Source organism: Frankia sp. AgPm24 (assembly GCF_023243055.1).
Taxonomy (GTDB): domain Bacteria; phylum Actinomycetota; class Actinomycetes; order Frankiales; family Frankiaceae; genus Frankia; species Frankia umida.
Genome location: NZ_JALKFW010000207.1, coordinates 46,471 through 62,383, shown reverse-complemented (window position 1 = coordinate 62,383; position 15,913 = coordinate 46,471). Strand labels below are relative to the sequence as shown.

At 72.1% G+C, this 15,913-nt stretch carries 11 protein-coding genes; 4 read left to right on the top strand and 7 right to left on the bottom strand.

Features of this window, described 5'->3' with window-relative positions; genetic code table 11:
- Positions 1-9: 9 nt before the first annotated feature.
- Complete coding sequence (locus MXD61_RS20685) at positions 10-765, bottom strand: Clp protease N-terminal domain-containing protein (protein WP_248815122.1); 756 nt, start codon at positions 763-765, stop codon at positions 10-12.
- A gap of 99 nt (positions 766-864) precedes the next feature.
- On the opposite strand from MXD61_RS20685, the gene MXD61_RS20680 reads away from it, so the two are divergent.
- Together MXD61_RS20680 and MXD61_RS20675 are read left to right on the top strand one after the other, a co-directional pair.
- Positions 865-1,584, top strand: a complete 720-nt coding sequence (locus tag MXD61_RS20680; protein WP_248815121.1) for a peptide deformylase — start codon at positions 865-867, stop codon at positions 1,582-1,584.
- Positions 1,585-1,748: 164 nt separating this feature from the next.
- Positions 1,749-3,305, top strand: a complete 1,557-nt coding sequence (locus tag MXD61_RS20675; protein ID WP_248815120.1) for an acyl-CoA carboxylase subunit beta — start codon at positions 1,749-1,751, stop codon at positions 3,303-3,305.
- A gap of 580 nt (positions 3,306-3,885) precedes the next feature.
- Here MXD61_RS20675 and MXD61_RS20670 read toward each other — a convergent pair.
- The 4 genes from MXD61_RS20670 to MXD61_RS20655 all read right to left on the bottom strand — a co-directional run bounded on the left by MXD61_RS20670 (position 3,886) and on the right by MXD61_RS20655 (position 9,772).
- Complete coding sequence (locus MXD61_RS20670; RefSeq protein ID WP_248815119.1) at positions 3,886-6,741, bottom strand: polynucleotide kinase-phosphatase; 2,856 nt, start codon at positions 6,739-6,741, stop codon at positions 3,886-3,888.
- Entirely contained in the window at positions 6,738-8,300 is a 1,563-nt protein-coding gene (locus tag MXD61_RS20665) for a 3' terminal RNA ribose 2'-O-methyltransferase Hen1 (RefSeq protein ID WP_248815118.1), read from the bottom strand. The genes MXD61_RS20670 and MXD61_RS20665 overlap by 4 nt, the downstream gene beginning before the upstream one ends.
- A 244-nt stretch (positions 8,301-8,544) precedes the next feature.
- Complete coding sequence (locus MXD61_RS20660; RefSeq protein ID WP_248815117.1) at positions 8,545-8,952, bottom strand: YciI family protein; 408 nt, start codon at positions 8,950-8,952, stop codon at positions 8,545-8,547.
- A 130-nt stretch (positions 8,953-9,082) separates the two neighbouring features.
- Positions 9,083-9,772 carry a TetR/AcrR family transcriptional regulator gene (locus MXD61_RS20655; RefSeq protein ID WP_248815116.1) on the bottom strand — a complete coding sequence of 230 codons (690 nt, stop codon included), beginning with the start codon at positions 9,770-9,772 and terminating at the stop codon, positions 9,083-9,085.
- 71 nt (positions 9,773-9,843) lie between these two features.
- Between MXD61_RS20655 and MXD61_RS20650 the strand changes: the two genes are divergently transcribed.
- Positions 9,844-9,990: a hypothetical protein gene (locus tag MXD61_RS20650; RefSeq protein ID WP_248815115.1), complete on the top strand. Its 147-nt coding sequence runs from the start codon at positions 9,844-9,846 to the stop codon at positions 9,988-9,990.
- Positions 9,991-10,053: 63 nt separating this feature from the next.
- Here the strand turns inward: MXD61_RS20650 and MXD61_RS20645 are convergent, their stop codons facing one another.
- Positions 10,054-11,196 (bottom strand): transposase, encoded by a 1,143-nt coding sequence (locus tag MXD61_RS20645; RefSeq protein WP_251080315.1) that lies wholly within the window; start codon positions 11,194-11,196, stop codon positions 10,054-10,056.
- A gap of 131 nt (positions 11,197-11,327) precedes the next feature.
- Between MXD61_RS20645 and MXD61_RS20640 the strand changes: the two genes are divergently transcribed.
- On the top strand, positions 11,328-11,597 hold the full coding sequence (locus tag MXD61_RS20640; RefSeq protein WP_248815113.1) for a hypothetical protein: 270 nt from the start codon (positions 11,328-11,330) through the stop codon (positions 11,595-11,597).
- Here MXD61_RS20640 and purL read toward each other — a convergent pair.
- Positions 11,553-15,638, bottom strand: coding sequence for a phosphoribosylformylglycinamidine synthase (gene purL / locus MXD61_RS20635; protein WP_248815112.1), 4,086 nt, complete (start codon positions 15,636-15,638; stop codon positions 11,553-11,555). The two genes, MXD61_RS20640 and purL, sit on opposite strands and share 45 nt — an antisense overlap.
- Positions 15,639-15,913 lie beyond the last annotated feature (275 nt).

Here is a 15,913-nt window from a genome sequence, read left to right as displayed (position 1 = left end):
CCTCCCCCATCAGCCGGTCTCGCCGGTCGTGCCCTGGGCTCCCGCGGTGAGGGCGGCCAGGAGGTCGGCGATGTGGGTCTCGACGGCGGCGCGCTCGACGCCGGCCGCGCTGAGAATGCCGGTGCCGTCCTCGACGGCGAGCAGCGCGAGCAGGAGATGCTCCGTACCGACGTAGCCGTGGCCCAGCCGCAGGGCCTCCCGGATGGCGAGCTCCAGCGCCCTCTTCGCCGCGGCGTCGAACGGGATGAGCGCGGGGACGGTCGCGGACCTGGGCGGCAGGGCCGCGGCCGCCGCTGCCAGCAGCGCGTCGGGCTCGACGCCCACCTCTCGCAGGACCCGCACGGCGATGGACTCGGACTGGTCGAGCAGCCCCAGCACGAGGTGCGCCAGGACGATGTGATCGTTGCCGGCGGCATGCGCGGCGTTCTGGGAGGCGACCACGACGCTGCGGGCCCGCGGGGTGAAGCGGTCGAACCCGGTGGCGCCGTGCAGGTCAGCCGGGTCGTTGGCGGCCTTGGCGACGAACCGCTTCTGCGCGGCCTGCTTGGTGACGCCGAGGCTGCGGCCGATCTCGGTCCAGGACGCGCCGGAGCGGCGGGCCTGGTCGACGAAGTGGCCGATCAGATGGTCGGCGACCTCGTCGAGATGGTCGGCGAGCAGGACGGCGTTGGAGAGCTGGTCCAGCGTGTCGGTGTGCGCGGAACGGATCGCGTGGATCAGATCGTCGAGGCGGACGGTGGGGGCGACCTTCACGGCTTCACTCATGCGTCAACCTTAGGTTGACGACATCTCAGCGTCAACCTTCAGTTGACGATTTGCGTGCTCGGCGGCACGGGGAACGTCACCGGATGGTGCAATGGGCCGGTGACGGCCGGAGCAGATCATGACAGCGGTGTGGTGTCGGACGGGCGACTCGAGGAGCTGGTGCGCGAGGTGCTCGAGGCGCCCGCGCCGTGGGCGATCGTCCAGGCCGGCGAACCGGTGCTGCGCCGGCCGGCCGCGCGCTACGACGGGCAGCTTCCCGACGAGCTGCTGCACCGACTGCTCGACGCGATGCGCGCCCACCTCCCCGAACGGGGGGTGGGGCTGGCCGCGCCGCAGATCGGCATCCCGCTCGCCCTGGCCGTGATCTCCGATCCCGCCACCGTGCCGGCCGAGTTCGCCCAGGCGCGGGAGCGCTCGCCGCTGGCCGCCTTCGACCTGATCAACCCGGTGCTCACCCCGATCGGGACGTCCCGGCGCACCTTCTACGAGGGTTGCCTGAGCGTCGTCGGCTACACGGCGGTCGTCACCCGCCATCACCGGGTCCACCTCGACGCGTTCGACCGGCACGGCAACGCCTACCAGCGGGAACTCACCGGCTGGCCGGCCCGGATCGCCCAGCACGAGACCGACCACCTGCACGGCGTGCTCTACCTGGACCGGGCCGAGCCGCGCTCGCTGTCCTCGATGGTCAACCACGAACGGCTCTGGACCCAGCCGACCCCCCTCGTCGCGGCCCAGGCCCTGGGATTCCCCGCGCCGAAGGACCCGTCCGTAGCCGGCGGCCACGAGTCGCAGTCAGGCGCCGGACAGACCGGTTGAGCCATCCATAAGGCGGACGAAAGGCCCTCCCGCCATCATGGGAGGTCGACATCGGAGTCGTCGGCCAGACGACCGGCACCGCGGGACGCGCCCCACACCGCGCCTTCGCGACAGTCCAGCCCGGCCCCGCCTGTGCGGGTGGGCGCCGGGCGGTGAGGGGCATCATGGCGGAGACCGCGAGCAGCGCACCGGTCCGGGTGAACGTGCCGGAACAGGACGTCCGCAGTCCGCGGCGCAGACTGTCGCACCTGTTCGATCCGGGCACCCTCGAACTGGACGAGATCGTCGCCGGCAGCCGGGTGGTGACCGGCCGGGGGCGGATCGACGGGGCGGTGGCCGTCGCCTTCTGCACCGACGGGACCCGGATGGGTGGGGCGCTCGGCGCGACCGGCGCGGCGGAGATCGTCGCCGCCATCGAGACGGCGGTCCGGCTGGGGCGGCCCGTCATCGGGCTGTGGCACTCCGGCGGGGCGAACCTCAGCGAGGGAGTGGCCTCGCTCGACGGTATCGGCCGCATCTTCGCGGCGATGATCCACGCCTCCGGTCGTATCCCGCAGATCTCGGTGGTGCTGGGGCCGGCGGCGGGCGGGGCGGCCTACGGACCGGCGCTGACCGACGTCGTCATCATGGCGCCCGAGGGGCGGGTCTTCGTGACCGGACCAGACGTCGTGCGCAGCGTCACCGGTGAACAGATCGACCAGGAGGGTCTGGGTGGCGCCGAGGCGCACGGGCGGCGCTCCGGGGTCGTGCACGTGCTGGCCACCTCCGAGAGCGACGCCCTGGCCCGCGCCCGGCGGATCACCGGGCTGCTCACCGGCGCGCCCGGGTTCGGCGCCCAGGACGCCCGCCTGCGGCGGCTCGATCCCGACTTCGACCCCGGCTCCGACGCCGACGCCGACCTCGACGATGGCCTCGGCTCCGAGCGGGGCTTCGAGGTCGTCGACGTCGACGCGTTCGAGCAGGCCGAACAGGGCCGTCCGGACCCGCGCAGCCTGCTTCCCGAGCGACCCCGGCGGGCCTACGACGTCCACCCGCTGGTGCTGCGCGTTCTGGACGAGGGGCCGCATCCGTTCGAGGAGCTGCAGGCCCGCTGGGCGGCGAACGCCGTCGTCGGCCTCGGCCGGCTCTACGGCCAGCCGGTCGGCGTGATCGCGAACAACCCGATCCGCAAGGGCGGTTGCCTGGACTCGCTGAGCGCCGAGAAGATCTCCCGGTTCGTGCGGATGTGCGACTCGTTCGGCGTCCCGCTGGTGGTCCTCGTGGACGTCCCCGGCTATCTGCCCGGCGTCACCCAGGAATGGGACGGGGTGGTGCGCCGCGGGGCGAAGCTGCTCTACGCCTTCGCGGAGGCCACCGTGCCCCGGGTGACCCTGGTGACCCGCAAGTCGTTCGGCGGCGCGTACATCGCGATGAACTCCCGGGCGCTGGGTGCCAGCGCCGTGCTGGCCTGGCCGGAGGCGGAGGTGGCCGTGATGGGCGCCGAGGCCGCGGTCAACATCCTGCACCGGCGGGCCCTCGCCGCCGCCGCCGAGGACGAGCTGGCACACCTGCGCGGCCAGCTCGTCGAGGAGCACACCCGCGAGGCGGGCGGCGTCGACCGGGGCGTCTCGATCGGCGTCATCGACGCCGTCATCGAACCGCGCGACACCCGCCGCCGCATCGCCGCGGCCCTCGCCGCCGCCCCCGCCCGCCGCGGCCGGCACGGAAACATCCCGCTGTAGGACCCGCGGGGCGCATCCGCACGGCGCCGTACATGTTCGCGCTAGGCACTGCGCCATTCCTGAGGAGCACCCGCCGAGCCCCGGGCCACACCGTCCAGCCCCGTTCGCCGGGCCGAGGCTTGGTCGATGCCATGCCGAGGGTTCATCGGCTCCACACCCTGGAAATCACCGACTATCCCTCGGCATGAGGTTCTCGTCGCCAGATCTCCGGCGTTCTGGATGCGGCAAGCGGGATCCTTGACCCCGGAACCCAGCCACGGACAATCCCAGCCGACGACCGCCAGTAACACCCAACCACATTCGGCCACATTCGGCCATGTTCGGCCACCATCAGTCGCGACTGGATGATGACTGGGGTGTGGGACGGCATCCGGCGGGGATTCCCCCAGAAGTCTCCGTGCAGGCGAGACAACCCTGGTGGGAGAGGGAACCTACTCGGATCCCTTCCGGCTCGGCACCGTACGCGGAAGCTTCACCGCCATGGGCACGCGACGATGGGGGCAGCGGCGATCCCTCGGCGTCCAGGGAAAACGAAAAGCGGGATGACCTGGTTATCCGCGGTGACCGCCGCGCGCCTGGGTCAGAGACGGGGGTCGACGGGTTCGGATTCGAGGGCGAGGACCGCGAAGACGCATTCGTGGACCCGCCACAGCGGCTCCCCGGCCACCGCCCGTTCCAGCGCTTCCAGTCCGAGTGCGTACTCCCGCAGTGCCAGCGAGCGCTTGCGGCCCAGGCCGCGTGAGCGCAGCCGGTCGAGGTGCTCCGGCTCGGTGTAGTCGGGACCGTAGATGATCCGCAGGTACTCGCGGCCACGGACCTTCACACCAGGCTGGACGAGGCCACGCTCGCCACGCACCAGAGCATCGGCGGGCTTGACGACCATCCCTTCGCCACCGGCTCCGGTCAGCTCCTCCCACCAGCGAACGCCCGCTGCCACCGAGTCGGTGTCATCCGCCTGGACGGTGATGTGCCGGGTCGCGGTGATGAGGGTCGGATCCGCGGCGGCGAGCCGTCCGGCGACGTCAAGATGCCAGGAGTGCGGGCGCTGCGCATAGGTCGCTCCCGTCGTCGCCCCCGCGGCCCCCGCTGGTGCCGCTGGTGCCGCTGGTGCCGCCTTCGCGGCGGAGGCCAGCAGCATGAACGGGGCTATCCGGATGCCGGTCAGGCCGTCGACCGGCCAGCAGTAGCGGCGGTAGGCGTCGGTGAACGCCTCGGCGTTGGCGAGTCGGGTGCTGGTCCGGCCAAGCAGGTCGGCGACGTCGATGCCACGGCCGGCGGCGGACGTCAACGCCTCGAGGGCGACGGGCAGGGCGCCACGGGCGGCGGCTCCCGCGGCGGCGTACTGACGGGCGACGAGGTCGCTGGCCTTCGCGCTCCACGGCATGATCTCCGCGTCGAACACCAGCCAGTCGGCGGCGAGCTCGTCCCACAGGCCGGCGCGTTCACTCGCGGTCCGCAGCCGGGCCAGCAGCTGCTCGGTGAGCTCCGGTGCGAAGAACGGCCGTCCGGTGCGGGTGTACACCGCGCCGGTGGCCGCACCGGACGGGCCGTCGGTCGCGCCGAAGCGGGTGGCGGCGACGCCCGCGTCCCGGCAGAGGACGACGACGGCCCGCGAGCCCATGTGCTTCTCCTGGCAGATGAGCCGGTCGACCCCGTCGGCGCGGTAGGCCGCGAACGCCTCCGCGGGATGTTCGAGCAGGCCGGACTGGGCCGACGTCGGCGGTGGGCTCATCGTCGGCGGCAGGTAGACCAACCACCGCGGGTCGAGCGCGAAGCGGCTCATCACCTCCAGCGCCGCCAGCGCGTTCTCCTCGTCGATCCGGACGCGTCCACCGTGGCGGGTCTCCAGGAACCGCCGTCCGAGCACATCGGTGACGTCCAGCAGGTCCACCACCCCGGCCGGACCCCTATCACGCGGGGTGACCGGCGGGCTCACCTCGATCGCCAGCCCGGACGGACCCGCGTCCGGCGCGATGGCGGACGCGGTCGGCGCGGTCGTGGACGCGGTCGGCGTGATCGTGGACGTGGACGGCTCGGTCGGGTCGGTCAGCGGGCGGGTGGGTTCGACGTAGACGCGGGCGGCGGGGACGGCGACCAGCTCGCGTTCGGGATAACGCAGGGCGGTGAGGCTGCCGCCGAACACACAGCCGGTGTCGACGCACAGGGTGTTGTTGACCCACTCCGGTTCGAGCGTCGGGGTGTGGCCGTGCACGACCGTCGCCCGGCCGCGGTACTCGCGTGCCCATGGGTGCCGCACGGGCAGGCCGTACTCGTCGGTCTCGCCGCTGGTGTCACCGTAGAGCGCGAACGAGCGCACCCGGGCCGAGGCGCGGCCGTGGTAGGCCTCCTTCAGGCCGGCGTGCGCGACGACGAGGCGTCCCGCGTCGAAGACATAGTGGGAGACCAGGTCCTGGCAGAACGCCGTCGCCCGCGCCTGGAACTCGGCCGGTTCGGCCGCCAGCTGCTCCAGCGACGCGGCGAGACCGTGACCGATCGTCACCTTTCGGCCGGCCAGGGCGCGCACGAGCTTGTTCTCGTGGTTGCCGCAGACGGCGAACGCGGTGCCCTCGGCGACCATCCCCATCGCCAGGCGCAGCACGCCGGGGACGGCCGGCCCACGGTCGACGAGATCCCCGACGAACACCACGCGCCGCCCGTCCGGATGCCACGCCGAAACGGGCCGTCCGCCGTTACCACCGCCGCCGTCTGCACCGCCGTCGGCGTCGCGGCCGTCGTCGCGGCGCAGGTGGTAGCCGAGGCGGGTGAGCAGCTGCTCGAGCTCGTCGAGGCAGCCGTGGACGTCGCCGATGATGTCGAACGGGCCGGTCTCGTGGCGCAGGTCGGTGAACAGCTTCGTGTACTCGATGGTCGCGTCCGCCACCTCGTCCACCGAGCGCAGCACGTGGACGCGGCGGAACCCCTCCCGGGCCAGGCCGCGCAGCGACCGGCGCAGGTCGGCGGCCTGGCGGCGGATGACGGCGGGACCGAAGGCGCGGTCGGCACGGTCTGCGTTGCGCGCCACGCAGACCCGTTCGGGCAGGTCCAGCACGATCGCCACGGGCAGCACGTCGTGTTCGCGGGCCACCTGGACGAGCGACGCCCGCGCCTTGGCCTGGACGTTCGTGGCGTCGACGACGGTGAGCCGTCCGGCCGCGAGCCGTTTGCCGGCGATGTAGTGGAGCACGTCGAAGGCGTCCGGTGTGGCGCTCTGGTCGTTCTCGTCGTCGGCGACGAGGCCACGGCAGACATCCGAGCTCAGCACCTGCGTCGACCGGAAGTGCGCGCGGGCGAACGTCGACTTCCCCGACCCCGACACCCCCACGAGCACCACCAGACACATCTCGGGAATCGCCAGCGTCCTCGCCTCAGGTACCACCCCGACCGCGGACGCAAGGGTCTCGAACGAGGCGTCGGATGCGGCGCTCGGGTCGGTCATCGGTCGTCCTGCCGTTCGAGGATGGCGAGCTGGGTGGGGGCGCCGAGGGTCGGGTCGGTTTCGCCGATGCCGCCGAGGCGGGCCGTGTACGGGTAGGTGGCGCTCAGGCCGTGCACCCAGGTGGCGAACTCGGCGCGGGTCCACTCGAAGCGGTGGTCGCGGTGGCGCGGCGTCCCGGCAGCGAGGCCCTCGTAGCGGACGTTGAACTCGACGTTCGGCGTGGTGATCACGACCAGACGCGGACGGGCCGCGCCGAGCACCGCCTCGGCCAACGCCGGCAGCCGCGGCGGGTCGACGTGCTCGACGACCTCACTGAGCACCGCCGCGTCCAGCCCGGCCAGGCGGGCGTCCCGGTAGGTCAGGGACGAGGCGACAAGGCGCAGCCGGCCGCGGACCCGTTCGGGCATCCGGTCGAGGTGCAGCCGGCGGGCGACCAGCTCGAGCGCGCGGTGTGACACGTCGACGGCGATCACCTCGGTGAACGCCGTGTCGGCGAGCAGCGCGGCCACCAGTTTCCCGTCGCCGCAGCCGAGGTCCGCGACGCGGCCCGCTCCCGCCGCCCGCAGCACGTCAAGGATCACCTCGCGCCGCCGCTGCGCCAGCGGCACCCGTTTCGGCTCCGCCTCGGCACCGGCCGCATCAACATCGGCCGCATCGGTGCTGGCGGCATCGGTGCTGGCGGCGTCGGTGCTGGCGGGGCCGGTGCTGGCGGGGTCGGGTTCCTGCTCGGTGGGGACGAGGCCCGGTTCGAAACCGGTGGCGATGCTCTCGTCCGGGACGTCCTCGGCCGCGGCCAGCTGGGCGAGGGCGAAACTGGCGAGTCCGCGGCGGTGGGCGAGGTAGCGGCGGGCGATGAGATGGCGTTCGGGATGCTCCCCGAGCCAGCTCGCCCCCTCTCGGACGAGCTTGTCGGCCTCGTCCCGTCCGACGTAGTAGTGCTTGCCGTCGTCGAGGACGGGCAGCAGTACGTAGACGTGGGTGAGCGCGTCGGCGAGGCGCTGGGTGCCGGTCAGGGTGAGATCGTGATGGGGTGCCGTGCCCCACTCGGGAAACCGCGGGTCCAGCGGCGCGGGGCGGGCCTCGACGGCCCAGCCGAGCGGGGCGAACAGCCGCTCGGCGAGCGCCGCCCCACCATCACGGCACGGCACCGCGGGAATGCGGATCTGCAGGGGGATGGCGGTGGCGGCCAGTTCCGGACGGGACGTGCAGATGCCCGCCATCGCCGTCGAGAACACACCCGCCAGGGCCACCGCGAGCAGGCTGGATGCCGCATACGGCCGATCGTCGACATAGCGTGCCTGCGCGTCCGCCGCCGATCCGCCGCCTCTGCCGCGGCCGCCGCGACGACCCGCGGGCCCGCCGCCTCGGCCGCGGACGAGGCCGACCGGGTCGATGTCGAGCAGCAGCGCCGCCGTCGTGCGCTCCACCGTGGCCTCCGGATAGAACACGTGCGCCGTGCCGGCGGCGGTGGCGAACTGCTGCGCCCGCTCGGGATGCTTGTGCAGCAGAAACCCCAGGTCAGTAGCGGGCCGTACGGTCGTCGACACGGTCAGCAGCACATCGGCATTCTGCCAAGCACCGACCGATCCGGCTAATGACTTTCCCCGCACACCGCTGCCGGGGGGAGCACCGCGCCACCGTCGACGTTCGAGGTCGTCGCGGTGCGCGCCCCGGCGCCCGGGGTGGCCATCGCCCACATCCGACGGCAGGCGAACGACGCCAGCGGATTCTCCGAAATGGCGCTCTACACCCCGATCGCCGCACCCCCAGCGCGGACCTGACCCGGCAGTCAGCCCCCGCCGCTCACTGCGTGAAGGTGGGCAGCGCGGTCAGGAACGGCCGCACCTCCAGCCATTCGTAGATCGGCGCGCCGTCCGGGCCGGGTGCGGCGGACAGCTCGCCGGCGAGTTCGAGGGCCCGCTCCCAGGACTCCACGTCGATGACCATCCAGCCGGCGATCAGATCCTTCGTCTCCGCGAACGGACCGTCGGTCACCGGGGGACGGCCCTCGCCGTCGAAGCGCACGAACGCGCCTTCGGGCGAGAGCGCCTGCTCGCTGACGAACTCGCCGCTGCCCTCCAGCCGACGGGCGAACTCCTGCATGAACCGGATGTGCGCGTCCACCGCCCGCGGCTCCCACTGGTCCAGCGGCGGGAAGTCGACAACCCGGTCCGGGCCACCGCGGTAGTGCTTGAGCAGCAGGTACTTCATCTCGGTTCTCCTTCGGTATCCGGTGGCCCGTCGCGGCCACTCATGCCCCAGGGACGGAGCCGGCCCACCGTTCTCGACACCCGACGCCGAAGAACTCCAGGATTTTTTCGCGCCCCCCGCCCGGGCCGGCTCAACGCACGCCGTAGCCGTGCAGGAACACGCGCACTCCGGCGTCCGAGGTGGCGTGGATCTCGGCCGGCTCGAGCGCGACAGCACCGTGCAGCGAGCGCTGGCCGCTGTCCCCGGCGACCAGCAGGACCAGGTGGGCCGCGGCGAGGTCGGCATCGGCCAGGGACAGGTGCCCGGCGTCGGCGATCCGCCGCAGGTGGGCGGCCAGTGCGCGCCGGACCCGCCGCGGCCCCTGCTCCTGCCAGGCCTCCAGCGTGGCCGGCGGAACATGCGCCGCCTCCGCGATGACCTGCCGCACGAGCGTGAAGTGATCGGCGAACTCCGGGGCCGGTGTCGCCCAGACCCGGCCGAACTCGAGCAGGTCGGCCTCGATGTCGACGATCTTTCCGAGATACCGGTCAGCGAGGATGATCTGCGCGTCCGCGACCCGGCGGGCACTGTCCACGATCACCGCGTGGAACAGCCCCGCCTTGTCCCCGAAATGGTTGTAGATCGTGCGGCTCGAGGTGCCGGCGGCCCGGGCGATCGCGTCGACGCTGGCCCGGGTGTACCCGTCGCGGGCGAACGCCGCGAGCGAACCGTCCAGCAGGTCGCGCCGCTTGTCGCCGGCGCGCCACGAACGCCCCGTCCGCGCCGCTCGACCGGAGGCGGCATCGGCCACACCCGTGCGGATCCCGCCCTGGCTGTCCATGGTTCCTCCTCGCCGCCGATGGTGTACGCGCTCACGGTCTGGGGGACCGTGGCTCCCTGGCGCATCCCGTCGTGGTCGGGGCGCTCGCCGTCGGGGTGGGTGCGCTCGCCGCCTTCGTGGCCCGTTCCCTGCGCCAGCGCGAGCCGCTGCTAGACCTGCGGCTCTACCGGCGCAACCAGGTGTACCGCGCCGCGACGTTGACATCCTCCCCGGTCTGAAGACCGGGGATTCCTACCCTCGCGGGCAGGTTTTCCTGTTTCACCAACAGACGCCTCCCCACTCTAGGAGCGGGGTGGTCTCACTCCGTCTCCGCAGGCGATCACGGCGAGCCCCGCCGCGAGAACATTCCGTGCCGCGTTCACATCTCGGTCGTGGACCACACCACAAGCGCAGGCCCATTCCCGAATGTTCAACGGCAGTTTCTCGACGAGCGTCCCGCAGGACGAGCAGGTCTTCGAGCTGGGATACCAGCGGTCGACAGCGACCACGTCGCGTCCGTACCAGCCGGCCTTGTATTCCAGCATGGTCCGCAGATCCCGCCAGCCCGCATCCGCAATCGCACGGGCAAGACTGTGGTTGCGGACCATGTTCCGTACGGTGAGATCCTCGACGACGATCGTTTGGTTCTCGCGAACGAGTCGAGTCGACAGTTTGTGCAGGTGATCCCGCCGCCGGTCGGCGATCCGACCGTGGATCCTCGCGACCTTCAGCCGGGCCTTCGCCCGGTTCGCGGAGCCCTTCTTCTTCCGGGACAGTTCCCGCTGTGCCCGGACCAGCCGGGCCCGGTCGGTCCGCTCGTGCCGCGGGTTGGCGATCTTCTCCCCGGTGGACAGCGTGACCAGCGACGTGAGGCCCGCGTCCACCCCGACCTGCCCGTCCGCCGCCGGCAGCGCCTCGATCGGGCAGTCCACCAGGATCGACACGTGATACTGGCCCCGGCTGTTGCGGGACACCGTCACCTGCGACGGCACCGCGCCGTCCGGGAACGGACGGGACCAGACGATCCGCAGCGGCGCGGCCTGCTTCGCCAGCCTCAGCCGCCCGTCCCGGAACGTGAAACAGTTCCGGAAGTAGGTCGCCGCATCGTCCGTCTTCCCCTTCCGCTTGAACGTCGGATGGCCGGCCCGTTTTCCCCAGAAGTTCACGTAGGCGGTTTGGAGATTCCGCAGCGCGGCCTGCAGCGGGCCTTTCGACGGCTCGGCCAACCACAGAGTGTCCGGGTCCCGTTTCCACCCGGTGAGCATCAGATCGGTTTCCCCGTGGCTGATCCGCCGCTGTTCCTGGGACCACGCCCGGTGCCGTTCGGCAAGCGCCCGGTTGTAGACGTAGCGGACACAGCCGAACGTTTTCGCGAGGTTCTCCATCTGGTCGGGGTTCGGGTAGAAACGGTAGCGGTATGCCCGCTTCACCACCCGACTTCCCATACCTGACAGAATACACGATTCCCCGGTCATTCTGGCAGCCGAGTTGACGCGCAGGCCCCGCCCTGAAGGACGGGGCCTACGCGCTACGTTTCCCGGTCACCCCCGAGCAGCTCCCGGACGCGACGACCACGGTGAACATCGTGCAGCGCGTCGGCGGCGCGCTCGGTGGGGCGCTGTTCGCGGTGGTCATCGCACGTAACCTGCCCGACGATCCCGAGGGGGCGTTCCGGCACGCCTTCTGGCTGATCGCCCTCACCGGTCTGCTCGGCCTGCTGTCCGCGCTGTGGCTCCACCACGCCCTGCGCGGGGCAGAACAATCTGGTCGCACGGGGTCCGCTCCCCGTCCGGGCGGAGGTTCAGCGCCCGTCGAGCCAGGTGCGGGCGTTCTGGAAGATGCGTAGCCACGGGCCGAACGTCTCGTCACCAGTGCCCAGGCCGGGTTCGTCCCCGGCGCTGCCGGTGCGGACGGGCAGCCAGGAACGTTGCTGGGTGAGGAAGGCGCGCTCCGGGTGGGGCATGATCAGGGTGACGCGGCCGTCGTCGGAGGTGACGGCCGCGACGGCGGCGGGGCTGCCGTTGGGGTTGGCCGGGTAGTCCTGGGTGGGCTTGCCGTGGTTGTCGACGTAACGGGCGGTCACCGCACCGGGGGTGCCGGCGGGGCCGAAGTCCATCCGTCCCTCGCCGTGGGCGATCGGCACGGCCAGCACCGAACCGGCCATCCCGGCGAACAGCACCGACGGTGAGTCCTCGAGGAGCAGGCTGGACACCCGGGCCTCGAACCGTTCGGAGGTGTTCTCCAACAGGGTCGGCCAGCCGGTGGCGCCGGGGATGAGCGTGCCGAGACCGGCGACCATCTGGCAGCCGTTGCAGACACCGAGGGTGAGCGTGTCCGGGCGGTGGAAGAAGGTGCGGAAGGCGGCGGCGAGGTCGGGATGGGCGAGGATCGACTTCGCCCAGCCAAGGCCCGCGCCGAGCACGTCACCGTAGGAGAAGCCACCGCAGGCCGCGAGCACCTGGAAGTCGTCGAGGGCGGCGGTGCCGGTGAGCAGGTCGGTCATGTGCACGTCGACCGCGTCGAAACCGGCCGCGTCGAACGCCGCCGCCATCTCGACATGCCCGTTGACGCCCTCGTCCCGCAGGATCGCGGCCTTCGGCCGGGCGAGCCGGTCGGCAGCGGCCGGCTGGGCGGCGGCCGGCAGCAGGGGGAACGTGATCCGTTCGGTGATGCCGGGGTCGGCGTCGTCGAGGAGCGCGTCGAACTCCGCGTCGGCGGTGTCGGGATTGTCCCGCAGCCGTTGGACGAGATAGCTGGTCGTCGCCCAGACCCGTTCGAGCTCCGCCCGGCCGTTCGCGTAGACGACCGTCTCCCCGTCGCGCAGCACGATCCGCTGCGTCAGCGTGGGCCGGCCGAGGACGTGGACCCGGTCCGCGCCCAGCGCGGTGGCCAGCACCGCGACCACCCGGTCGACGGCGGGGCCCGCCACCTGAAGGACAGCACCGAGTTCCTCGGCGAACAGCCGGGCCAGCAGCGTGCCACCGGGCAGTCCGGCGAGGTCGACGTCGAGGCCGACCCTGCCGGCGAACGCCAGCTCGACCAGCGTCGCGAGCAGGCCGCCGTCGGACCGGTCGTGATAGGCAAGCACGTCACTGTCTGCGACCAGCCGCCGGGAGGCGGCGAAGAACGCCCGCAGCACCTCGGCATCGGCGTCGGGGACGTCCGCGGGCGCGTGCCGTCCGTACGCCAGGGCCAGCGCCGAGCCACCGAGCCGCCCCCCGGTGCGGCCACCAGCACCGACACCCCTGCCGGCATCGCCACTGTCGCCAGCGCCGGCGAGGTCCACGAAGATCAGGCGACTGTCCTCGTCGCGGGCGAGCTGGGGGGTGAGCACCCGGGAGACGTCCGCGACCGGCGCTCCGGCGGTGACGATCAGCGACACCGGGGAGGTGACAGCGTGTTCGCCGGTGTCGTCCGTCCAGACGGTGCGCATGCTGGTGGAGTCCTTGCCGACCGGGATCGGGATGCCAAGCTGCGGGCAGAACCGTTCGCCCAGCGCCTCGACCGCGTCGTAGAGCGGGGCCTGCTGGTCGTCCACGCCGACGGCGGCCATCCAGTTCGCCGAGAGCGCCACCTGACTCAGGTCGGCGACGGCGGCGCCGGCCAGGTTGGTGAGGGCCTCGCCGACGGCCATCCGGGCCGCGGCCGGGGCGTTCACGGTGGCCAGCGGTGTGCGCTCCCCCATCGCCAGCGCCTCACCAGTGCGGCTCCCGTACGCCGACGCGGTGACGGCGACATCGCTGACCGGCACCTGCCACGGCCCGACCAACTGGTCGCGCACGGTATGACCGCCGACGGTGCGATCACCGATGGTGATGAGAAACTTCTTGCTGCCGACCGCGGGCACCCGCAGCACCCGCTGTACGGCCTCAGCCAGCACGATCCCGGACTCGTCGAACGGCGCCGTCGCGATGGTGACCGAACGTGCGGTGCGGGTCTGTCGGGACGCCTCCCCGAACAGCAGCGACATCGGCACGTCCACCGGTGCCGTCGCGAACAGCCGGTCGCGCACGACGAGACGCTGCTCGTCGGTGACCGTGCCGACCACGGCGAACAGGCAGCGTTCCCGCGCGCACAGGGCGGTGAAGGTGTCCAGATCGGCGGCGGCGATACCGAGCACGTAGCGTTCCTGCGCCTCGTTGCACCAGATCTGCAGCGGGGTCATGCCGGAGTCGGCGTTCGGCAGGTCGCGCAGCTCGAACACGGCGCCGCGGCCCGCGTCGTGCACCAGCTCGGGCAGCGCGTTCGACCAGCCGCCGGCGCCGACGTCGTGGATGGACACGATCGGGTTGGCCTCGTCCAGCGCCCAGCAGGCGTTGATGACCTCCTGTGCCCGGCGCTGCATCTCGGCGTTGCCGCGCTGCACCGAGGCGAAGTCGAGCTCGGCGTCACCCGCGCCGGTCTGCATGCTGGACGCGGCCCCGCCGCCGAGCCCGATCAGCATCGCCGGCCCGCCGAGCACGATGACCAGGTCGCCCGCCGCCAGCTGCCCCTTGCCCACCAGCGCGTCCCGGACGTTGCCGATCCCACCCGCGATCATGATCGGCTTGTGGTACCCCCACCGCTGGCCAGGAAGGTCAGCGGTGTCGCCTGGGCCGTCCGGTGCCTCGAAGGTGCGGAAGTAGCCGACGAGGTTCGGCCGGCCGAACTCGTTGTTGTAGCCGGCGGCGCCCAGCGGCGCATCCGTCATGATCTCCAGCGGGGACGAGATCCGCTCCGGACGGTCCTCCTCGCCCTCCCACGCACAGTCGTCACCGGGGATGCGCAGGTGGGAGACGGTGTAGCCGGACAGGCCCGCTTTCGGGACGCCGCCGCGGCCGGTGGCACCCTCGTCGCGGATCTCCCCACCGACACCGGTCGCGGCACCGGGGCCGGGCGCGATCGCGGTCGGATGGTTGTGCGTCTCGACCTTGACGAGGATGTGCGCGGGACCGTCGTGGCGACGGTAGGTGTGGGTGTGCGGGTCCGGGTAGAACCAGGACGCGGGTTCGCCGCGCAGCACGGCCGCGTTGTCCGAGTACGCCGAGAGCACGTTCTCACCGGAGCGCGCATGCGTGTTGCGGATCATCGCGAACAGGCTCTTCGGTCGGGACTCCCCGTCGATCACCCAGTCGGCGTTGAACACCTTGTGCCGACAGTGCTCGCTGTTGACCTGCGCGAACATCATCAGCTCGACGTCGGTCGGGTTGCGGCCAAGCTCGCGGTACCTCTCGCCCAGATAGGCGATGTCGCCCGCGCCGAGCGCCAGGCCAAGGCCGGCGTTGGCCCGGGTGAGGGCTACCTCCCCCTGGGTGAGCAGGTCGACGTCGGTGTGCGGCCGCGGCCGCCCGGCGGCGAACAGCGCACCAGCGGCATCCAGCGACGCCTCGACGACCTCGGTCATCCGGTCGTGCAGCAGCGGAGCGAGCACGCGCAGGTCGGATGCCTTGGCGCCAGGCAGGTAGTAGACGGTGGCGCGTTCGATGCGCCGCACGGCGGTGAGCCCCGCTGACGCGGCGATATCCGACGCCTTCGACGACCACGGCGAGATCGTCCCCGGCCGTGGCAGCACCACCAGGGTCGCCACGGTCGCGGACCGGTCGCCGCCGAACCTCTCCCCGTAGGTGAGCAGCCCGCGCAGCCGTTCCTCGTCCGACCCGCTCAGCCCGCCGGGCTCAGCCACACCACCCGCACCACCCGCACCTCCCGCACCAGCGGCCGGATCGGCCGTCCTGGCCAGGCCAGCCACCTCGGCCGCCCCCAGCACCTCGGCCGGGTCAGCCAGGTCGACGAGGTGGACGTATTCGGCGGAGACGTCCGTCACACCTGGCACCACGGCCTGTAGGCGGACCAGCAACCGGCGGCGCCCCGCCACGCTCAACGCCGCAATGTCGCCATATGCCCTCATCCCGCCGCCTCCATCGCTGCGTCGCGCCGCCCTTGCGTCGAGGAACCCCACGGGAGCGTCACTGTATCCGGACGCCCCACGGCGACCGACCCTTTCCACCCACAGGCAGCGGTGTGCACGAGACCCGGACGAGCTGGCGGATCCGTCCACCGCGAGCAGTCACCGCCCCGGACCCCGAACTCCCCAGCCGCTACACCCCGCAGCCGACCACGGAGCAAGATCACGCTAAACAGGTCGTCGTGGGGGGCAAATCAGACACAAAAACCCCCACGACG

Coding starts and splice junctions, on each gene's coding strand:
- MXD61_RS20685 (WP_248815122.1), bottom strand. CDS start 765: ATGAGTGAAGCCGTGAAGGTCGCCCCCACCGTCCGCCTCGACGATCTG.
- MXD61_RS20675 (WP_248815120.1), top strand. CDS start 1,749: ATGGCGGAGACCGCGAGCAGCGCACCGGTCCGGGTGAACGTGCCGGAA.
- MXD61_RS20670 (WP_248815119.1), bottom strand. CDS start 6,741: ATGACCGACCCGAGCGCCGCATCCGACGCCTCGTTCGAGACCCTTGCG.
- MXD61_RS20660 (WP_248815117.1), bottom strand. CDS start 8,952: ATGAAGTACCTGCTGCTCAAGCACTACCGCGGTGGCCCGGACCGGGTT.
- MXD61_RS20655 (WP_248815116.1), bottom strand. CDS start 9,772: ATGGACAGCCAGGGCGGGATCCGCACGGGTGTGGCCGATGCCGCCTCC.
- MXD61_RS20645 (WP_251080315.1), bottom strand. CDS start 11,196: ATGGGAAGTCGGGTGGTGAAGCGGGCATACCGCTACCGTTTCTACCCG.
- purL (WP_248815112.1), bottom strand. CDS start 15,638: ATGAGGGCATATGGCGACATTGCGGCGTTGAGCGTGGCGGGGCGCCGC.